General features: G+C 42.7%; 1 protein-coding gene. It reads right to left on the bottom strand.

What is annotated here, in order from left to right; translation table 11 throughout:
• Positions 1 to 342: hypothetical protein (locus A3735_RS30825; protein WP_197485845.1), on the bottom strand; the 342-nt coding region annotated here is incomplete at both ends.

The following is a 342-nucleotide window of genomic DNA, read 5'->3' as shown; positions in this document are numbered from 1 at the left end:
GTAGTATTACAGCTCTTAGTTTTATTATACCCGGTAAAACCCTCCTTCCTTACATACTGTCCTAGCTCTGAATTGTAATTCGAGGTAAAGCCATAATTTTCAACTGCAGACGCGATGCGTCTTAGCATTTCTGGCGCATCGGTATTTCCTGTTATCCAGTAAGCTTGCCAGAGGAAATCTACGATATTCTCAGTCATCCATGCTGAGAAGCCTCTAGAGCTACTATCACCTAATGGTGCACTCCCCTCATTATGCACACCTTCGTGAACATCGATATTATGAGTAAAGCCACCACTTTTCGGTGTCCAACCATTTTCTACATCCCAGGTTTTTTCAGTTTGC

The organism is Oleiphilus sp. HI0061 (assembly GCF_001635675.1).
This window is presented reverse-complemented; position numbering and strand designations above follow the sequence as displayed.